Origin of the sequence: Mesorhizobium sp. DCY119 (genome assembly GCF_003590645.1) — a bacterium.
Classification (GTDB): domain Bacteria; phylum Pseudomonadota; class Alphaproteobacteria; order Rhizobiales; family Rhizobiaceae; genus Mesorhizobium_M.
In genome coordinates this window covers 3,733,665-3,751,219 of sequence record NZ_CP031834.1, presented here as the reverse complement: position 1 = coordinate 3,751,219, position 17,555 = coordinate 3,733,665, and the positions used below count along the sequence as shown (strand labels likewise).

General features: G+C 62.2%; 18 protein-coding genes. 12 read left to right on the top strand and 6 right to left on the bottom strand.

Translation table 11 applies throughout. The annotated features are described in order from the left end of the window. Positions 1-126: 126 nt before the first annotated feature. The 11 genes from coxB (at position 127) to rnhA (ending at position 9,140) form a co-directional block, all read left to right on the top strand. Entirely contained in the window at positions 127-993 is an 867-nt protein-coding gene (coxB, locus tag DZG07_RS18215; RefSeq protein ID WP_091913787.1) for a cytochrome c oxidase subunit II, read from the top strand. A 38-nt stretch (positions 994-1,031) separates the two neighbouring features. After that, positions 1,032-2,681, top strand: coding sequence for a cytochrome c oxidase subunit I (gene ctaD / locus DZG07_RS18210; RefSeq protein WP_091913788.1), 1,650 nt, complete (start codon positions 1,032-1,034; stop codon positions 2,679-2,681). Positions 2,682-2,755: 74 nt separating this feature from the next. Beyond that, positions 2,756-3,703: a heme o synthase gene (locus DZG07_RS18205; protein ID WP_091913789.1), complete on the top strand. Its 948-nt coding sequence runs from the start codon at positions 2,756-2,758 to the stop codon at positions 3,701-3,703. Continuing rightward, positions 3,700-3,858, top strand: a complete 159-nt coding sequence (locus tag DZG07_RS23940; protein ID WP_091913790.1) for a hypothetical protein — start codon at positions 3,700-3,702, stop codon at positions 3,856-3,858. The genes DZG07_RS18205 and DZG07_RS23940 overlap by 4 nt, the downstream gene beginning before the upstream one ends. Positions 3,859-3,865: 7 nt before the next feature. Next, positions 3,866-4,495 (top strand): cytochrome c oxidase assembly protein, encoded by a 630-nt coding sequence (locus DZG07_RS18200; protein ID WP_119819336.1) that lies wholly within the window; start codon positions 3,866-3,868, stop codon positions 4,493-4,495. Position 4,496: 1 nt separating this feature from the next. Continuing rightward, positions 4,497-5,387 carry a cytochrome c oxidase subunit 3 gene (locus DZG07_RS18195; protein WP_091913792.1) on the top strand — a complete coding sequence of 297 codons (891 nt, stop codon included), beginning with the start codon at positions 4,497-4,499 and terminating at the stop codon, positions 5,385-5,387. A gap of 138 nt (positions 5,388-5,525) precedes the next feature. Next, complete coding sequence (locus DZG07_RS18190) at positions 5,526-5,912, top strand: DUF983 domain-containing protein (protein WP_091914056.1); 387 nt, start codon at positions 5,526-5,528, stop codon at positions 5,910-5,912. Beyond that, on the top strand, positions 5,909-6,661 hold the full coding sequence (locus DZG07_RS18185; RefSeq protein WP_119819333.1) for an SURF1 family protein: 753 nt from the start codon (positions 5,909-5,911) through the stop codon (positions 6,659-6,661). The genes DZG07_RS18190 and DZG07_RS18185 overlap by 4 nt, the downstream gene beginning before the upstream one ends. 69 nt (positions 6,662-6,730) lie before the next feature. After that, positions 6,731-7,741, top strand: a complete 1,011-nt coding sequence (gene ispH / locus DZG07_RS18180; RefSeq protein WP_119819331.1) for a 4-hydroxy-3-methylbut-2-enyl diphosphate reductase — start codon at positions 6,731-6,733, stop codon at positions 7,739-7,741. Continuing rightward, positions 7,741-8,703, top strand: a complete 963-nt coding sequence (locus DZG07_RS18175) for a homoserine kinase (protein ID WP_119819328.1) — start codon at positions 7,741-7,743, stop codon at positions 8,701-8,703. Before ispH ends, DZG07_RS18175 begins: the two co-directional genes overlap by 1 nt. Next, on the top strand, positions 8,700-9,140 hold the full coding sequence (rnhA, locus tag DZG07_RS18170; protein ID WP_119819325.1) for a ribonuclease HI: 441 nt from the start codon (positions 8,700-8,702) through the stop codon (positions 9,138-9,140). Before DZG07_RS18175 ends, rnhA begins: the two co-directional genes overlap by 4 nt. A gap of 60 nt (positions 9,141-9,200) precedes the next feature. Here rnhA and DZG07_RS18165 read toward each other — a convergent pair whose 3' ends face one another. Both DZG07_RS18165 and DZG07_RS18160 read right to left on the bottom strand, forming a co-directional pair. After that, entirely contained in the window at positions 9,201-9,686 is a 486-nt protein-coding gene (locus DZG07_RS18165) for a peroxiredoxin (RefSeq protein WP_091913797.1), read from the bottom strand. Between the two features lie 98 nt (positions 9,687-9,784). Continuing rightward, positions 9,785-10,591, bottom strand: coding sequence for a protein-disulfide reductase DsbD domain-containing protein (locus DZG07_RS18160; RefSeq protein ID WP_119819322.1), 807 nt, complete (start codon positions 10,589-10,591; stop codon positions 9,785-9,787). A gap of 147 nt (positions 10,592-10,738) precedes the next feature. Here DZG07_RS18160 and DZG07_RS18155 point away from each other — a divergent pair, with 147 nt between their 5' ends. Next, positions 10,739-11,347 (top strand): YqgE/AlgH family protein, encoded by a 609-nt coding sequence (locus DZG07_RS18155; RefSeq protein ID WP_091913799.1) that lies wholly within the window; start codon positions 10,739-10,741, stop codon positions 11,345-11,347. On the opposite strand, the gene DZG07_RS18150 is transcribed toward DZG07_RS18155, so the two are convergent. Genes DZG07_RS18150 through thrC form a run of 4 tightly spaced genes read right to left on the bottom strand, consistent with a single transcriptional unit; the run spans position 11,338 to position 17,543 of the window. Beyond that, positions 11,338-14,226 (bottom strand): EAL domain-containing protein, encoded by a 2,889-nt coding sequence (locus tag DZG07_RS18150; RefSeq protein WP_091913800.1) that lies wholly within the window; start codon positions 14,224-14,226, stop codon positions 11,338-11,340. The genes DZG07_RS18155 and DZG07_RS18150 overlap by 10 nt on opposite strands. 3 nt (positions 14,227-14,229) lie before the next feature. Beyond that, complete coding sequence (locus tag DZG07_RS18145; RefSeq protein ID WP_091913801.1) at positions 14,230-14,826, bottom strand: GNAT family protein; 597 nt, start codon at positions 14,824-14,826, stop codon at positions 14,230-14,232. A 15-nt stretch (positions 14,827-14,841) separates the two neighbouring features. Then, complete coding sequence (locus DZG07_RS18140) at positions 14,842-16,134, bottom strand: pitrilysin family protein (protein ID WP_091913802.1); 1,293 nt, start codon at positions 16,132-16,134, stop codon at positions 14,842-14,844. Positions 16,135-16,148: 14 nt separating this feature from the next. After that, on the bottom strand, positions 16,149-17,543 hold the full coding sequence (gene thrC / locus DZG07_RS18135; RefSeq protein ID WP_119819319.1) for a threonine synthase: 1,395 nt from the start codon (positions 17,541-17,543) through the stop codon (positions 16,149-16,151). Positions 17,544-17,555 lie beyond the last annotated feature (12 nt).

Genomic DNA, 17,555 nt, shown 5'->3' with positions numbered 1-17,555 from the left:
GCTCCTTTCTTGCGGTCGGAAAGAGAGTATGGTTTGAACCACCGCTAGGACCACCGGGATTCCCTTTCCGGTGCGGTAGCATATTCGTGCGGCCCGGACGCATGGAATTGGGAGACATTGAGGGCGATGAGAAAAATCCTTGCAAGTGCCGGAGCTGCGGCAGCCTTTTTCGCCACCGCTGCAGCCTATGCGGCGCAGCCGACGCCGTGGCAGACGGCATTTCAGCCGGCAGCCACCGGCATGATGGAGCAGATCACCTGGTTCGAGCACTACACGCTGTGGTTCATCGTGCCGATCACGCTCTTCGTGCTCTTCCTGCTCGCCTATTGCATCATCAAGTTCCGCGCCAGCGCGAACCCGACGCCTTCGCGCACCAGCCACAACACGCTGATCGAAGTGATCTGGACGGTCGGACCGGTCGTCATCCTGCTCTTCATCGCAGTGCCCTCCTTCCAGCTCCTGACGTCGCAATATACGCCGCCGGAAGAGGCCAAGATCACGCTGAAGGCGACCGCCAACCAGTGGAACTGGGACTACGAATACCAGAATGACGAGCCGCTCTCGTTCAACTCGGCTCTTCTGGCCGACGGTGACCGCGCAGCAGCCGGCAAGGAAGATCGTGGCGCTTATCCGCGCCTGCTGGCCGTCGACAACGAGGTCGTCGTTCCGATCAGCACGACAGTGCGCGTTCTGGTTACCGCCAGCGACGTGATCCACGCCTTCGCGATGCCGGCCTTCGGCGTCAAGACGGACGCGGTGCCGGGCCGTATCAACGAGATCTGGTTCAAGGCGGAAAAGGAAGGCCTCTACTACGGCCAGTGCTCCGAGCTTTGCGGCAAGGATCACGCCTATATGCCGATCGCCATCCGGGTCGTCTCGGATGCGCAGTATACGACGTGGCTGGCTGCGGCCAAAACCGACCTGAATGGCGCCAACAAGGCGTTGATGGCCGAAATCGACAGCACCAGCAAGGTGGCAGCCGCCGGCAATTGATGCCGCGGCTGGACAGACATTAGGGAACGGAGCGGAATATGGCAGGCGCTGCAGCTCACGATCATCATGATCACAGACCTTCGGGTTTTGTTCGTTGGGTTTTCTCGACCAACCACAAGGATATCGGAACGCTCTACCTGATCTTCGCGATCATGGCGGGCATCGTCGGCGGCTTCCTGTCGGTGATGATGCGCTGGGAGCTGGCCGAACCGGGCATTCAGGTTTTCCATGGTCTTGCATCCATGGTCTACGGCGTCGAAGGTGACGCCGCGATCGATGCGGGCAAGAGCATGTACAATGCCTTCACCACCGCTCACGGCCTGGTCATGATCTTCTTCATGGTCATGCCGGCGCTGATCGGCGGCTTCGCCAACTGGATGGTGCCGATCATGATCGGCGCGCCGGACATGGCGTTCCCGCGTATGAACAACATCTCGTTCTGGCTGCTTCCGCCGGCGTTCATCCTGCTCATTCTCTCGGCCTTCATGCCGAGCGCTCCCGGTGCCCACGGCGTCGGCGGCGGCTGGACGATCTATCCGCCGCTCTCGACCTCCGGCCAGCCCGGCCCGGCAATGGATCTGGCGATCCTGTCGCTGCATATCGCGGGTGCGTCGTCGATCCTCGGTGCGATCAACTTCATCACCACCATTTTCAACATGCGCGCTCCGGGCATGACGCTGCACAAGATGCCGCTGTTTGCCTGGTCGGTGCTGATCACCGCCTTCCTGCTGCTGCTTTCGCTGCCGGTTCTGGCAGGCGGCATCACCATGCTTCTGACCGACCGCAACTTCGGCACGACCTTCTTCGCGCCGGAAGGCGGCGGCGACCCGATCCTGTTCCAGCATCTGTTCTGGTTCTTCGGTCACCCGGAAGTGTACATCCTGATCCTGCCGGGCTTCGGCATCGTCAGCCACATCGTCTCGACCTTCTCGAAGAAGCCGGTATTCGGTTATCTCGGCATGGCCTACGCCATGGTCGCGATCGGCGCCGTCGGCTTCATCGTCTGGGCGCACCACATGTACACGACAGGCCTGTCGCTCGACACGCAGCGTTACTTCGTGTTCGCAACGATGGTTATCGCGGTTCCGACAGGCGTGAAGATCTTCTCCTGGATCGCAACGATGTGGGGTGGCTCGATCTCGATGAAGACGCCCATGATCTGGGCGATCGGCTTCATCTTCCTGTTTACCGTCGGTGGCGTCACCGGCGTTCAGCTCGCCAATGCCGGCCTCGACCGTTCGATGCACGACACCTATTACGTCGTGGCTCACTTCCACTACGTGCTGTCGCTGGGTGCCGTGTTCGCGATCTTTGCCGCCTGGTACTACTGGTTCCCGAAGATGACCGGCTACATGTACTCGCCGTTCATCGCCAACAGCCACTTCTGGATCACCTTCGTTGGCGTGAACCTGGTGTTCTTCCCGCAGCATTTCCTCGGCCTCGCCGGCATGCCGCGCCGCTACATCGACTATCCGGACGCCTTCGCCGGCTGGAATCACGTCTCCTCGATCGGTTCCTACATCTCGGCCTTCGGCGTGCTGGTGTTCCTGTTCGGCGTCTTCGAGGCATTCGCCAAGAAGCGCGTTGCCGGCGCCAATCCGTGGGGCGAGGGTGCGACGACGCTGGAATGGCAGCTGCCTTCGCCGCCGCCGTTCCACCAGTGGGAACAGCTTCCGCGCATCAAGTAACGCGCGGCTGACAAGATACGAGACCGCCGCTTGCCGGCGGTCTCTGCCAAACCGAAAGAGTGGACTGCGTAGGCATGGCCCTGGTTGACAAGAACACGCTGGATGACGGAGGCTTTCGCATGTCGGAAGCGACCGCCCGCGACTTCATCGAGCTGCTCAAGCCGCGCGTGATGTCGCTTGTCGTGTTCACGGCATTCGTCGGCCTCGTCGCCGCTCCGGTGTCGATCAATCCTTTCATCGCCGTCGTCGCCATCCTGGCGATTGCCATCGGTGCGGGCGCTTCCGGCGCTTTGAACATGTGGTACGACGCCGATATCGACGCGGTCATGACCCGCACCGCCAGCCGGCCCGTGCCGTCGGGCCGCGTGCTGCCGGGCGAGGCCCTGGTCTTCGGCCTGATCCTGTCGGCGCTTTCGGTGATGACGCTTGGCGTGCTGGTCAACTGGCTGTCGGCTGCACTGCTTGCCTTCACCATCTTCTTCTACGCCGTCATCTATACGATGTGGCTGAAGCGCTCGACGCCGCAAAACATCGTCATCGGCGGTGCAGCCGGCGCTTTCCCGCCGATGATCGGCTGGGCGGCTGCGACCGGTTCGGTCAGCCTCGAAAGCGTTATCCTGTTCCTGATCATCTTCCTGTGGACGCCGCCGCATTTCTGGGCGCTGGCGCTGTTCAAGTCGCAGGATTACGGCCGCGCCGGCATCCCGATGATGCCGAACGTTGCCGGCGAGGCTTCGACCCGCAAGCAGATATTCGCCTATTCGCTGCTTCTGGCGCCTGTCGGCATGCTGCCCTGGGCCTTCGGTTTCACGACAGCCGGTTATGGCGTTGTCGCCACCGCGCTCGGCATCGGCTTCATCTGGTATGCCTGGAAGGTTCTGGTCATGCCCGACAGCGATCGCGTCATGAAGCCGGCCAAGGCGCTGTTTGCCTATTCGCTGCTCTATCTCTTCGTCATCTTCGCTGCCTATCTGGCTGACAGCGTCGTCGAACGCACGCTGGCTTCGGGAGTGTGGGCATGATCGAGAATGAACTGGTAACGCTGACCGACAAGCAGAAGAAGGCGCGCCGCAGCCGCTCGATCGCCATCGGCCTCGGGCTCGCCGTACTTGTGATCATTTTCTACGTCTCGACGATCATCAAGTTCGGCCCCGCAATCCTCGACCGCGCGCTGTGAGGACCGAATGAATCGCGAAACACTCGTCGATCCGAAGACGCAGAAATCCAACAAGGTGGTCGCAGCCGTCTGCGCGGCCTTCTTCGCCGGCATGATCGGCATGGCCTATGCGGCGGTGCCGCTCTACGCGATGTTCTGCAAGGTGACCGGCTATGGCGGCACGACGCAGCGCGTCGACCAATATTCCGACCGCATTCTTGATCAGAAGGTGACGATCCGCTTCGACGCCAACACGACCGGCGGCCTGCCGTGGAAGTTCCAGCCGGTGGCGCGTGACATGACGATCAGGATCGGCGAGACGGCGCAGGCCCATTACACGGCCGCGAACATGTTCGACAAGCCGACCTATGGCCGTGCGACCTTCAACGTCACGCCGGAACTGGCGGGCGCCTATTTCAACAAGGTCGAGTGCTTCTGCTTCACGGATACGACGTTGAAGCCGGGTGAGACGCTCGACATGCCGGTTGTTTTCTATGTCGATCCCGACATCGTCAACGTGCCGGAACTGAAGGACGTGAAGACGATCACGCTTTCCTATACCTTTTTCCCCATAGAGGGGGTAAAGCCGGTTGCGGCAGCGCCGCAAGCTGGACCAATCAAGACTAACGACAATACCGACGGAAACCTCGGGGGCTGACATGGCTGACGCGCACGCAAAACCGAATCACGACTATCACATCATCGACCCGAGCCCGTGGCCGTTCCTGGGTTCGCTCGGCGCGCTCGTCATGGCGATCGGCGGTGTTGCCTGGATGCAGTTTCTGAAGCAGGGGAACTTCCCGTTCTTCGGTTTCAACCTGGCTGCCAGCCACTGGTACATTTTCGCCATCGGCCTCGCGATCGTCCTCTACACCATGTACGGCTGGTGGGGCGACACCATCAAGGAAGCGCATGAGGGCCATCACACCCGCGTCGTGTCGCTGCACCTGCGCTACGGCATGATCATGTTCATCGCCTCGGAGGTGATGTTCTTCGTGGCATGGTTCTGGGCGTTCTTCGACGCCAGCCTGTTCCCCAATGAGGTCCATCAGGTTGCCCGCGCGGAGTTCACCGGAGGTGTCTGGCCGCCCAAGGGCATCGAGGTCCTCGACCCGTTCCACCTGCCGCTCTACAACACCATCATCCTGCTGCTGTCGGGCACGACGGTCACCTGGGCGCACCACGCGCTGATCCATGGCGACCGCAAGGGCCTGATCAACGGCCTGGCGCTGACGGTTGGCCTCGGCGTGCTGTTCTCCTTCGTGCAGGCCTACGAGTACATCCACGCTCCGTTCACCTTCCACGACTCGATCTACGGCGCGACCTTCTTCATGGCGACCGGCTTCCACGGCTTCCACGTCATCATCGGCACGATCTTCCTGCTCGTCTGCCTGATCCGTGCGATGAAGGGCGACTTCACGCCGAAGCAGCATTTCGGCTTCGAGGCTGCCGCCTGGTACTGGCACTTCGTCGACGTCGTCTGGCTGTTCCTGTTCGCCTCGATCTATGTCTGGGCGTCCGTAGGCGCGACGATCGCTCACGGCCACTGAGGCAACATATCGTGTTATTGGAAGGCGGTCGTGGCAGCACGGCCGCCTTCCGCTTTTCTGGCGCAATGACGGGGCAAAGATCGGTTCGGACTTCGCCGGCCCGCTTTCCTCGAAAGAGACAGAACCATGACCCAGCCCATGCATGAAGATCAGGCGCTTTGGCCGCCGGTTGAACCGATCGCGGCGGGTCTCAAGGGACGCTGCCCGCGCTGTGGCGAGGGAAGGCTATTCTCCAGCTTTCTGACAGTCGCGCCGCGTTGCGGCACGTGCCGGCTCGATTATTCCTTTGCCGATGCCGGCGATGGCCCGGCGGTCTTCGTCATCCTGATAATCGGCTTCATCGTCGTCGGCTCCGCGCTGTGGATGGAAGTTACCTACAATCCACCGCTGTGGCTGCATTTCCTGCTGTGGATACCGCTGACGGTGATACTCAGCCTGACGGCGCTGCGGCTGATCAAGGGCGTGCTGATCACGCTGCAATACCGCAACAAGGCTGCCGAAGGGCGGATGGATCAGCCGGAATGAGTGGTTCTGCTGTATCCGGCTTCCGTGCGAGCAGGCCGGCACGAGTGCTTGCATTGGTCCTTGGCTTGGCGGCTTTCGCCGTGCTGATCGGGCTCGGCACATGGCAGGTTCAGCGGCTGCACTGGAAGGAGGCGCTGCTGGCGACGATCGACCAGCGCATCCACTCGGCGCCTCTTCCGTTGTCCGATATCGAGAAGAAGTTCGCCGAGGGCGGCGACGTCGATTACTGGCCGGTGACGGTCAGCGGCCAGTTCATGCACGAAAGCGAGCGGCATTTCTTCGCCACCTATGAGGGCGATTCCGGCTTTTACGTCTATACGCCGCTGAAGCTTGCCGACGGCCGCGCCGTCTTGGTCAATCGCGGCTTCGTGCCCTACGACCTGAAAGATGCGACGAAGCGGCCTGCTGGTCAGATCACCGGCGAGGTGACGGTCACCGGACTGGCCCGCAATCCGCTGCCGGAAAAACCATCCTCGATGGTTCCCGACAATGATACAGCCAAGAACGTCTTCTACTGGAAAGACCGCGACGTCATGGCTGTGAGCGCTGACCTGCCTACTGGCGCGGCCCTCGTGCCCTTCTTCATCGATGCCGACAAGACGCCCAACCCCGGCGGCCTGCCGGTCGGGGGCGTGACGATGATCGACCTGCCCAACAGCCATCTGCAATATGCCGTCACCTGGTACGGGCTGGCGGCAGCACTCGCCGGCGTGCTCGGCATGTGGTTGTTGCGCTCGCGGCGCGGCTAATAGCACAGCCGGCCTTGACATAAGGTGGGTGCAGACATCATTTCGGCACTATCAAAAAGACCGGACGCCATGCCTGAAATCTCATCCAAGCCGCCACTCACCATCCGGCTCTGCCAGCCGCGCGGATTCTGCGCCGGGGTCGACCGTGCCATCCAGATCGTGGTGCTGGCGCTGAAGAAATACGGCGCGCCGGTCTATGTGCGCCACGAGATCGTGCACAATCGCTACGTCGTCGAAGGCCTGCAGAATCTCGGCGCGGTCTTCATCGAGGAGTTGAACGAAATTCCCGCCGAGCATCGCGAATGCCCGGTGGTGTTTTCGGCCCATGGCGTGCCGAAATCGGTGCCGGAGGACGCGCAGGCGCGCAACCTCTTCTATCTCGACGCGACATGCCCGCTGGTGTCGAAAGTCCACAAGCAGGCCATGCGCCACCAGCGCCTGGGTCGCCATGTGCTGCTGATCGGCCATGGCGGTCACCCGGAAGTGATCGGCACGATGGGGCAACTGCCCGAGGGTTCGGTGACCCTGATCGAGACCGAGGCCGATGTCGCAGCCTTTGTCCCCGGCGACCCGGAAGCCTTGGGTTTCGTCACCCAGACGACACTGTCCGTCGAAGACACTGCCGGCCTCATCCGCGCGCTTCAGGAGCGGTTCCCGGCGATGATGGCGCCTTCGGCCGAATCGATCTGCTACGCCACCACCAACCGCCAGGAGGCGGTGAAGGAAACCGCATCCGGGGCTGATCTCGTCCTCGTCGTCGGCGCGCCGAATTCATCGAACTCCAAGCGCCTTGTCGAGGTTGCGGAACGCGCGGGCGCCAAAATGTCGCTTCTCGTGCAGCGCGCCTCCGAAATTCCATGGGATGACATCGCCGGCATTTCGACTTTGGGCCTTTCGGCGGGAGCGTCCGCGCCTGAGATCATCGTCGACGAGATCATCGACGCCTTCCGCGCCCGTTTCGACGTGCAGGTGGACCTGGCGATAACGGCGACGGAAACGGAGAATTTCCCGGTAATGAGCGTGCTGCGCGACATGAAGCTGACCCCGTCGGACATGGCCTTCGTCAACGGAACCGTATGATGGCAGTCTATACGGACGTTTCCGAAAACGAGCTCGGCGCGTTTCTGAAGGAATATTCGATCGGCGACCTTCTGTCCTACAAGGGCATTGCGGAGGGCTCCGAGAACTCGAATTTCCTGCTGCACACGACAAGTGGCTCCTACATCCTGACGCTTTATGAGAAGCGCGTGGACAAGGACGACCTGCCGTTCTTCCTCGGGCTGATGGAGCATCTGGCCAAGAAGGGTATTTCCTGCCCGTTGCCGGTGCATCGCCGCGACGGCAGCGTCACCGGCACGCTGGCCGGCCGCACGGCAGCAGTGATCACCTTTCTCGAAGGCATGTGGATGCGCCGCCCGACGGTGGCGCATTGCCGCGAAGTGGGCACCGCACTGGCAAGCCTGCATGTCGCCGGCGCGGATTTCCCGCTCAGCCGGCCCAACGCGCTGGATATCGCCGGCTGGCGCAAGCTGTGGGAAGGATCGCACGACCGCGCTGATGAAGTTGAAAAAGGGCTGGCGGCTGAAGTCGATGCCGACTTCGCCACGTTCGAGCGCAACTGGCCGAAGGACCTGCCCGCAGGCGTCATTCATGCAGACCTGTTTCCCGACAATGTCTTCTTTCTCGGCGAGAAGCTGTCGGGGCTGATCGACTTCTATTTCGCCTGCAATGATCTCTATGCCTATGACGTGGCGATCTGCCTGAACGCCTGGTGCTTCGAGAAGGACGGCTCCTTCAACCTGACCAAGGGCACGGCATTGCTGGCGGCCTATCAGGCGGTGCGGCCGCTGAGCGATGCGGAAAAGCAGGCGCTGCCAATCCTGGCGCGGGGTGCTGCACTGCGCTTCATGCTGACACGGCTCTATGACTGGCTGACTATTCCCGATGGCGCGCTCGTCCAGAAACGCGATCCGATGGAATTCATCCGCAAGGTGCGGTTCCACCGCCAGATCAATTCCGCGTCCGAATATGGGTTGAAATGAACAAATCAGTCGAAGTTTTCACCGACGGCGCCTGCTCGGGCAATCCGGGCCCCGGCGGCTGGGGTGCCATCCTGCGCTTCAACGGCAAGACCAAGGAGCTTTCCGGCGGCGAGGCCGACACGACCAACAACCGCATGGAGCTGATGGCGGCGATCTCGGCGCTGAACGCGCTGAAGGAGCCGTGCACGGTCGAGCTTCACACCGACAGCAAATATGTGATGGACGGCATCTCGAAGTGGATTCACGGCTGGAAGAAGAACGGCTGGAAGACCGCTGACAAGAAGCCGGTGAAGAACGGCGAGCTATGGCAGGCGCTGGACGAGGCTAACAAGCGCCACAAGGTCACTTGGCACTGGGTCAAGGGTCATGCTGGTCACGAGGAAAACGAGCGCGCCGACGAACTCGCCCGCATGGGCATGGCGCCGTTCAAGAAGTAGTTTGCAACGACGGCGAATTGGCCGGACGCGCGGGCAGGCCGCGCATCCGGCCGGTTCTGATCAGAGCTGTTCGAGAAGCTTTGCAGCGCCCGATTCGACGGCTTGGCCGGGCGAATCCTCGATGTTGAGCGCGGTTACCTTGCCATCATCGACGATCATCGAGAAGCGCTTGGAACGGATGCCGAGCCCGCCGCCGCTGAGGTCGGCTTCGAGGCCAGCCGCGCGGACGAAGTCGCCATTGCCGTCGGCGAGATAAAGCAGCTTGCCTTCGCCGCCGGTGAAATTTGCCCATGCGCCCATGACGAAATGATCGTTGACGGCAACGACCGCGATCGTGTCGACGCCGCGCGAGATGATCGCGTCGTGGTTTTCCAGATAGCCGGGAAGGTGGTTGTTGGAGCAGGTGGGGGTGAAGGCACCCGGCACGCCGAACAGAACGACCTTCTTGCCGCCAAAAATCTCGGCAGTGGTCACGGCCTTGGCGCCGTCGGAGGTCATCGTCTTGAAGGTCGCTTCGGGCAGTTTGTCGCCAACGGAAATCGTCATGAAGTCTTCTCGCTTTGTCCGGTTAAGGTTCGGGGAATTGGGTATCGGCTTATCGTCTCCAGGGCAATCGCCGGGGGGCGATTTCGAAGCCTCAGAGATTACATATAGGGCAGGATGCCGCTGACGGAACCGGCATCGGAAACCAGCGTGTAGTGCAGTCCGCCTTCGGCCGGCGCCTGTGCGGGGCGGTTCAGTATCTCAATCGAAAACAGCGTCTTGCCGTCCCTGTCCATGCGCTTCGGTGCGGCGAAGGAATAGCCGTTTTCGCCGGCGATGAAGAAATCGGCCGACGTCGGATTGCCGGGAAAGGTGGCCTCCACGAGCAGGCTCTTTTCGTCCTTGCTAACGATCTTGACGTTGAAATCCGGCTGCTCGGCCGCGGGTAATGACTCCTGTGCGGCGGATACGAGGGCGGTATCGTCGGCATTGTCGGGATCGCTGGCCGGGTCGAGCGACAGCTTGGTGCTGACCGGTATGCAGATGGTCTCGCATATGCCGAGGAAGACGTGAGCGTCGATCTTCGCCGGCTCATTGGCCGATTTGAGCTGAAAGGTGATCGGCAGCGCAACCGACTGGTCATATCCGGCCCATTTCGAATAGCCGTCATCGTGATGCTGCGGGGCGGGGAAATCGAATTGCGCGCTCAAAATGTTGGTGCTGGCGCTGATGTCGAGCTGCGGCGGCACCCCGGCGTCGCCCGGGTCGCGCCAGTAGGTCTTCCAGCCCGGATCGAGATCGATGTCGAGAATGCCGTGAAGCTGGCCGTTTGCGTCCGGCTTGCCGGAGGTGACGAGCCGCACCCTGCCGCCCTGCGTTTCGAACCAGTCGGTGGACGACGCCAGCGCGGGTGTTGCGCCAATTGCCATGGCAAACAGGCCGATTGCGGTGACGATCGTGCTTTTCATGCCGGCGATTTGACCTTGCAGGCAGTATTACGCAACCGGCTCATCCTTTCGCCACCATCATTTTTGCGTGAGGCCACGCCCTACATCTGTCAACATTGGCCTAAGGCGTATCTTTCAAGAGTGTCGAAAACGCGTTACTTTTGCCGGATGGACCTCTTGCGTCAGAAAAAAGCTGCGGAGAAACGTGGATTTCTCGATGACCAGTTCCTCATCGCCATGCCGGGGATGAAGGACGAAAGGTTCGCGCGCACCGTGATCTATGTTTGCGCCCACAGCGACGAGGGCGCGATGGGCCTCATCATCAATCAGTCGCAGCAATTGCTGTTTCCCGATCTTCTGGTGCAACTCGGGATTCTCGACGAGCAGGAGGCGATACGCCTGCCGCCGTCGGCGCGCGATTTCGTCGTGCGCAATGGCGGTCCGGTCGACCGCAGCCGCGGTTTCGTGCTCCACACCGACGACTACAAGGTGGAATCCTCACTGCCGGTGTCGGAAGACATCTGCCTGACGGCAACCGTCGACATCCTGCGCGCGATATCGTCGGGCAGGGGGCCGCGCCACGCGCTGATGGTTCTGGGTTACGCCGGCTGGGGTGCCGGCCAGCTCGAAAGCGAGATCGCCCAAAACGGCTGGCTGACCTGCCCGGCCAAGCCGGAATTCCTGTTCGACGGGGATATCGATCGAAAATATGATCGCGTCCTGGCCTCTATCGGCGTCGACCTGGCTCATCTTAGCCAGGATGCCGGTCACGCCTGAGCGACCGGATACTGCTCTTTCAACAGCTTCAATACGGAATCGCCGGGTATCGGCGCGCCGAACATGTAGCTCTGGACATATTCGCAGCCCATCTGGCGCAGCTGCAGAGCGTCGTTCTCGTCGGCAATGCCTTCGGCGACCACCGACATGCCGAGCTCATGCGCCATGTTGACCATGGATTTCAGCAGCACCGAGCGCTTGGGCGAAGAATCGTCGAGGAAGCTCTTGTCGATCTTGATCGTGTCGAAGGGAAAGCGCGTGAGATAGGACAGCGACGAATAGCCGGTGCCGAAATCATCCAGCGACAGGCCGATGCCAAGCTGCTTCAGCTTGGCCAGGACATGGGCGCTCTGTTCGGGATTGTCCATCACCAGGGATTCGGTCAGTTCGAGGCGGAAGCACCGTGCCTTGAGGCCGGCGCGCGCGATAACCGAGCGCACGTCGCTGACGAGGTCGCGGCGAATGAGCTGACGGCTGGAAAGGTTCACCGACACCGAGAGCGGCGCGTCGCCGATCTGCTTCTGCCAGCCGGCAAGGTCCTCGGCTGCGCGCTGCATGGCGAACAGGCCGAGCTGCACGATCAGGCCGCAGCTTTCGGCGACCGGGATGAAATCCGACGGCGGGATCTGGCCGCGGCGGGGATGGTCCCAGCGCAGCAGCGCTTCGAAACCAGCGACGCTGCGGTCTTCAAGACGCACGATGGGCTGGTAGGCGAGGGTAAGCTCCTTGCGCTCGACGGCACGGCGCAGGTCGGATTCGAGTTGCAGCCGGTCTGTGCCGACCGAGCGGAAAGCCGGCCGGAAAGGCTCGATGCGGTCGCCGCCGAAGCGCTTGGCCTGGTGCATGGCGAGCTCGGCATCCTTGACCATGTCCTCGGCCGAAGCCTGGGCTTCTGTCCAGGTGATGAGGCCGACGGATGCCGTCAGCACGATCTCGCGCTTGGCGAAGGTGATCGGCGAGCGGATCGCCTGCTTGATGGCATCGGCGACCGCTGCAATGCGGGCCGGGTCCTGCTCGGACAAAAGCATCAGGGCGAACTGGTCGCCGGCGAAGCGCGACAGCGAATCCTTGGGCTTGAGAATGCGGTGCAGACGCCTTGCGATCGTCAGCAGGATCGTATCGCCGGCCGAAATGCCGAGGCTGTCATTGACATGCTTGAAGCGGTCTATGTCGATGACGAAGACGGTCGGGCGAACCTTCTCCTCGGTCTTGGCGATCGAGATGATCGCCTCCAGCCGGTTCATGAACAGCTCGCGGTTCGGCAAGCCGGTGAGGTTGTCGTGCACGGCATCGTGCAGCAGCCGTTCCTCGGATTTCTTCTGCTCGGTCACATCGATGAGCGTGCCGACGCAGCGGATCACTTCGCCGTCCGAGCCGATGACTGGGCGGGCGCGAAGCGAGAACCAGTGATAATGCCCGTCGGCACCACGCAGGCGGAAATTCTGCGCCACGCGTCCGCGGCGATGTTCCAGCACGACGTCGAGCGTGGTGCGGAACGTGTCGCGGTCGTCGGCATGCAGAACCGGCAGCCAGTTGCGGGCGGGGCCGCCGAGGCTGTTGGGCGCAAGGCCGAGCTGGAGGCTGACATCCGGGCGCGTCACCACGCGGTCGCGCAGCACGTCCCAGTCCCAGACGATATCGCCTGAACCTGCGACGGCCAGCGCCTGGCGTTCGAGGTCGCTGAACAGGCCCTGATGCAGCGCGCCGCCAGCAAAGGCGTGCTGCATGACGGTGAAGCCGATCAACAGGATGATGAGGATCAGGCCGCCGCCGAGAGCCGGCTGGACGACGTCGTTGTCCAGTATGCCGGTGATCGCCATCCACGATCCGCATAGCCACAGGAGCACCATGACCCAGCTGGGGATCAGCATGATGGCGCGGTCGTAGCCGCGAATGCCGAGATAGACGATCAGGCCGACGCCCAGCAGCGCCGTCGCCCCGAAGGAGAGCCGCGCGATGCCGGCAGCGACCGCCGGGTCGATGACCGCGACGCCCGCAATCAGGATCAATCCGAGTATCCAGGCGAAGACGCCATAGCTGAAATGGCCATGCCATCGGTTCAGGTTGAGGTAGGCAAAGAGGAATACCACGAAGGTCGCTGCCAGGCCGACCTCCGTGCCGGCTCGCCATATCTGCTCATTGCCGGGCGATATCTCGATGACCTTGTTGAGGAAGCCGAAATCGACGCAGATATAGGCTAGGACCGCCCATGATAAGGCTGCCGTCGCCGGGAACATCGAGGTTCCCTTGACGACGAAAAGAATGGTCAGGAACAGCGCCAGCAGGCCGGAAATGCCGATGACGATGCCGCGGTAGAGCGTATAGGAATTGACTGAGTCCTTGTAGGGCTCGGGGTCCCAAAGATAGACCTGCGGCAGCTTCGGCGAGGCGAGTTCGGCGATGAAGGTGACCACCGTGCCGGGGTTGAGCGTGACCAGGAATACGTCGGCGTCGGGGCTCGCCTGCCGGTCGAGTGCGAAGCCCTCGCTCGGCGTGATCGCGGTGATGCGGCTGGAGCCGAGATCGGGCCAGAATAAGCCGGAATTCACCAGGCGGAAATGCGGTGCGACGATCAGGCGGTCGATCTGCTGCTCGGTCGTGTTGGCGAGCGCAAAGACGGCCCAGTCGCCGCTGGAGCGCTTGTTGTTGGCCTCGACCTCGATTCGCCGGACGATGCCGTCGGGGCCGGGGGCCGTCGAGACCTGAAAGTTCTCACCCTGATTCCGGTAGATCTCGACCGCGCCCGAAAGATCGAGCGCGACATCGTCACGGGCGATCTTGATGGGCTCGATGGCGAATGCCGACGAGATGGCGCACAGGCTTACGATTGCCGCAAGGACAAAAGCCGCAAGGCGCCGGATCCGCAGAGAATATGCCAAAAATCAGCCCTTCGTCCTGACGCCAAGCCGATCGTCCGCGATCAGGGCGTAGAGGTAGTGATCCTGCCAGTTACCATTGATCCTGAGATAGGATCGCAAAAGTCCTTCACGCTGAAATCCGGCTTTTTCAAGCACACGTACGGAGCGCGAATTTTCGGGAATACAGGCAGCCTCGATCCGGTGCAACCTCAGCGTATCGAAAGCGAACCGCACGAGCAGAAGAAGGGCGTCGACCATGTAGCCCTTTCCGGCGTAGCGCTCGCCAACCCAGTAGCCGATCTGGCCGCTTTGCGCGACGCCCTGGCGGATGTTGCCGATGGTGATTCCGCCAACCAGCCGCCCCGAAGCGTTCTCGAATATGAAGAAGGCGACGGCGCTGCCATTGGTGAAATCTTCACGGTAGCGGCTGAGCCGCTGACGCCACGAGGCCCGCTCGAGCTCGTCGGAAGCCCAGCGCGGCTCCCACGGTTCGAGGAAGGCGCGGCTGTCGGCGCGCAGGGCTGCCCACTCGCGATAGTCGCCGGATTCGGGCACCCGCAGGTTGACTCGATCACCTTTCAGCGCCGGAAAGTCTCGGCGGAAAAAAGGAAACGCGATCATCGCTTTGACGCGGGCTCAGACGGCCAGCTTGCGAAGGCCGTTGTCGAGTCCCGGAAGCGCGTCGAGAATGGCTTCATAAGGCGGGAGCGTTCCGACCGGTCCAACGGCGGTTACCGTCGGCTTGGTCGAGAACAGCCGCGACGACAGATCCGTGAGGCGATCGACGGTCAGCGCAGAAAGCCGCTCCATCAGCTCTTCCTTGGCGATGGGGCGTCCGAAAAGCAGCATCTGCCGCGCAATCTGCGAGGCCCGGCTGGAAGCGCTTTCGCCCGACATGATGAGGCCGGCGCGATATTGCGCGCGGGCACGGTCGAGTTCGTCCTGGCCGATATGCTCGCCGGCCCTCTCCAGTTCCTTGATGATCACGGGAACGAGCTTGGCGATATCGCCTTCGCCGGTTGCCGCATGAACGCCGAAGATGCCGGTGTCGGAGAAGCCCCAGTGGAAGGCATAGACCGAGTAGCACAGGCCGCGCTTTTCGCGCACTTCCTGGAACAGCCGCGAAGACATGCCGCCGCCCAGAATCATCGACAGGACCTGCGAGGCGTAGAAATCGCGGACGTGATAGGCGCGGCCTTCGAAGCCGAGCACGATCTGTGCATCCTGCAGGTCGCGGTGTTCGCGGTAGTCGCCGCCGACATAATGCGCATATTGCGGAACGACGCTGTCGGACTTGGCGCGGAAGCCGCCCAGCCGTCGCTCGACGTCGCGGACGAAGACATCATGCTTCACGTCGCCGGCAGCCACGACCACCATCTGGTCTGCGCCATACTGGCGCTCCATGAAGGAATGGAGCTGGCCGGAGGTGAAGGATTTGACGGTCTCGGGCGTGCCGAGGATCGAGCGGCCGATCGTCTGGTGACGGAAGGCGGTCTCGGTGAAGTGATCGAAAACGACGTCGTCCGGCGTGTCGTGCGCGGCGCCGATCTCCTGGAGGATCACGTGCTGCTCGCGCTCCAGTTCCTCGGGATCGAATTTCGATTCCGTCAGGATATCGGAGAGGAGGTCCATCGCCAGCGGCACGTCATCGGCGAGCACGCGGGCATAGAAGGAGGTTGTCTCGACGCTCGTGGCGGCGTTGATCTCGCCGCCGACATTCTCGATTTCGGAAGCGATCTGAAAGGCGCTTCGCCTGCTGGTCCCCTTGAACGCCATGTGTTCGAGGAGGTGGGCCATCCCATGCTCGTCGTCGCGTTCGTTGCGGGCCCCGGACTTGACCCAAACGCCCAATGCGACAGATTCGATACTTGGAAGGGTTTCGGTGGCGACTGTCAGGCCGTTCGACAGACGGCTTACCTCAACACCCATATAGATATTACTCCCTAACGCGCCGCCCGTGCGTGGCGGCTAATATGATCTTCCACCATTTTAAGCTCGGATGGAAGTACCGTGTATTTTTCCTCGCGTTCCATCAGTCCCGCAAGCCATGCGGGCAGGGGCGGAACAACACCGCTCGCCGCTTCGACGGCGGCGGGAAACTTGGCGGGATGGGCCGTGGCAAGCACGACCATCGGTGCGTCGCCCTTCTGGCGGTTCGCGACATGAACGGCAGTCGCCGTGTGTGGGTCGAGCAGATAGCCGCTTGCCTTCAGCGTCTCGCGAATGGTTGCCGCGGTCTCTTCCACCGTCGCGCGTCCGGCGTCGAACTCGCCGCGGATCTTCGCAATGGCAGGGGCTTCGATGGTGAATGCACCCGACTGCTTGAGGCCGGCCATATAGCGGCGGACGGTGCCTGCATCCCGCGCCGACGCTTCGAAAAGAAGCCGCTCGAAATTGGATGAGACCTGGATATCCATCGATGGCGAGGTCGTGGCGACGACGCCCGTGGTGCGGTATTCGCCGGTCGAAAGCGTGCGGGCGAGAATGTCGTTGTCATTGGTAGCGATCACCAGGCGCTCGATCGGCAGGCCCATGCGCTTGGCGGCATAGCCGGCGAAGATGTCGCCGAAATTGCCGGTCGGCACGGTGAAGGACACCGGGCGATCGGGTGCGCCGAGCGAAATCGCCGACGAGAAATAATAAACGATCTGGGCCATGATTCGCGCCCAGTTGATCGAATTGACGCCCGACAGGGAGACGCGATCGCGGAAGCCGTGATCGTTGAACATGTCCTTCACCAGACCCTGGCAATCGTCGAAATTGCCTTCGACGGCGAGCGCATGCACGTTGGGGGCGGTCGAAGTCGTCATCTGTCGCTGCTGCACCGGCGAGACGCGGCCATGCGGGAAAAGCACGAACATATCGGCGCGGTCGCGGCCGGCAAAGGCGTCGATCGCCGCACCGCCGGTATCGCCCGAAGTCGCAGCGGTGATCGTCGCGCGCTGGTCGCGCTCGGCCAGCACATGGTCCATCAGCCGCGCCAACAGCTGCATCGCCACGTCCTTGAAGGCAAGCGTCGGGCCGTGGAAAAGCTCCAGCACGAAAGTGTTCGCATTGGTCTGCACGAGCGGGCAGACGGCATCGTGGCGGAAGGTGGCATAGGCTTCGCGCACGATGCGCTCGAAAGCCGGTGCGGCGATCTCGCCGCCGAGGAACGGCGTCAGCAGCCGGATGGCAAGATCGGGATAGGCAAGGCCGCGCATGGCGCGGATTTCAGCCGCGCTGAACTGCGGCCACTCGCTCGGAATGTAGAGGCCGCCATCACGCGCAAGCCCTGCAAGAACCGCATCCGAGAAACCGAGTGCGGGAGCTTCCCCGCGTGTGCTGACGTATTTCATTGTCATCCGTTC

Coding starts and splice junctions, on each gene's coding strand:
- coxB (WP_091913787.1), top strand. CDS start 127: ATGAGAAAAATCCTTGCAAGTGCCGGAGCTGCGGCAGCCTTTTTCGCC.
- ctaD (WP_091913788.1), top strand. CDS start 1,032: ATGGCAGGCGCTGCAGCTCACGATCATCATGATCACAGACCTTCGGGT.
- DZG07_RS18205 (WP_091913789.1), top strand. CDS start 2,756: ATGGCCCTGGTTGACAAGAACACGCTGGATGACGGAGGCTTTCGCATG.
- DZG07_RS23940 (WP_091913790.1), top strand. CDS start 3,700: ATGATCGAGAATGAACTGGTAACGCTGACCGACAAGCAGAAGAAGGCG.
- DZG07_RS18200 (WP_119819336.1), top strand. CDS start 3,866: ATGAATCGCGAAACACTCGTCGATCCGAAGACGCAGAAATCCAACAAG.
- DZG07_RS18195 (WP_091913792.1), top strand. CDS start 4,497: ATGGCTGACGCGCACGCAAAACCGAATCACGACTATCACATCATCGAC.
- DZG07_RS18190 (WP_091914056.1), top strand. CDS start 5,526: ATGCATGAAGATCAGGCGCTTTGGCCGCCGGTTGAACCGATCGCGGCG.
- DZG07_RS18185 (WP_119819333.1), top strand. CDS start 5,909: ATGAGTGGTTCTGCTGTATCCGGCTTCCGTGCGAGCAGGCCGGCACGA.
- ispH (WP_119819331.1), top strand. CDS start 6,731: ATGCCTGAAATCTCATCCAAGCCGCCACTCACCATCCGGCTCTGCCAG.
- DZG07_RS18175 (WP_119819328.1), top strand. CDS start 7,741: ATGGCAGTCTATACGGACGTTTCCGAAAACGAGCTCGGCGCGTTTCTG.
- rnhA (WP_119819325.1), top strand. CDS start 8,700: ATGAACAAATCAGTCGAAGTTTTCACCGACGGCGCCTGCTCGGGCAAT.
- DZG07_RS18165 (WP_091913797.1), bottom strand. CDS start 9,686: ATGACGATTTCCGTTGGCGACAAACTGCCCGAAGCGACCTTCAAGACG.
- DZG07_RS18160 (WP_119819322.1), bottom strand. CDS start 10,591: ATGAAAAGCACGATCGTCACCGCAATCGGCCTGTTTGCCATGGCAATT.
- DZG07_RS18155 (WP_091913799.1), top strand. CDS start 10,739: ATGGACCTCTTGCGTCAGAAAAAAGCTGCGGAGAAACGTGGATTTCTC.
- DZG07_RS18145 (WP_091913801.1), bottom strand. CDS start 14,826: ATGATCGCGTTTCCTTTTTTCCGCCGAGACTTTCCGGCGCTGAAAGGT.
- DZG07_RS18140 (WP_091913802.1), bottom strand. CDS start 16,134: ATGGGTGTTGAGGTAAGCCGTCTGTCGAACGGCCTGACAGTCGCCACC.
- thrC (WP_119819319.1), bottom strand. CDS start 17,543: ATGAAATACGTCAGCACACGCGGGGAAGCTCCCGCACTCGGTTTCTCG.